A 713-nucleotide genomic window follows, 5' to 3' on the forward strand; every position below is an offset into this window, starting at 1 on the left:
GCTGTGCGCCTTGTCCAGCAGCAGCGTGCAGTAGATCTGCAGCGCGCGGGCGCCCTCGGCGTAGGCCTTGGCCGTCAGCAGCATCTTGCGCACGTCGGGGTGCACGATGATCGGATCGGCTTCCTTGTCCTTGGCCTTGGTGCCCGAGAGGCTGCGCATCTGGATGCGGTCCTTGGCGTAGGCCAGCGCGTTCTGGAAGGCCACTTCGGTCAGGCCCAGCGACTGGTTGCCCACGCCCAGGCGCGCGGCGTTCATCATCACGAACATGGCGGCCAGGCCCTTGTGCGGCTGGCCCACCAGCGTGCCGATGGCGCCGTCGATCGAGATCTGCGCCGTGGCGTTGCCGTGGATGCCCATCTTGTGCTCCAGGCCGGTGCAGTAGATCGGGTTGCGCTCGCCCAGCGAGCCGTCGGCGTTGACTTGGTACTTGGGCACCACGAACAGGCTGATGCCCTTGCTGCCCTTGGGCGCGTCCGGCAGGCGGCCCAGCACCAGGTGCACGATGTTCTCGGTGAAATCGTGCTCGCCCGCGCTGATGAAGATCTTGTTGCCGGTGAGTTTGTAGGTGCCCTCGGGCGCGCCGGCCACGGGCTCGGCCCGGGTGCGCAGCAGGCCCAGGTCGGTGCCGCAATGGGGCTCGGTGAGGCACATCGTGCCGGTCCATTCGCCGCTGGTGAGCTTGGGCAGGTAGAGCTTCTTCTGCTCCTCGGTGC

1 protein-coding gene is annotated in these 713 nt (G+C 67.5%); it reads right to left on the reverse strand.

Annotated features, from left to right (window positions below; genetic code table 11):
* Window positions 1-713, reverse strand: a 713-nt coding sequence (locus tag K9U41_RS22985; RefSeq protein ID WP_282643153.1) for an acyl-CoA dehydrogenase family protein, incomplete at both ends; no start/stop codon positions are given.

It is taken from the genome of Xanthobacter autotrophicus (assembly GCF_029991245.1).
GTDB lineage: Bacteria > Pseudomonadota > Alphaproteobacteria > Rhizobiales > Xanthobacteraceae > Xanthobacter > Xanthobacter autotrophicus_C.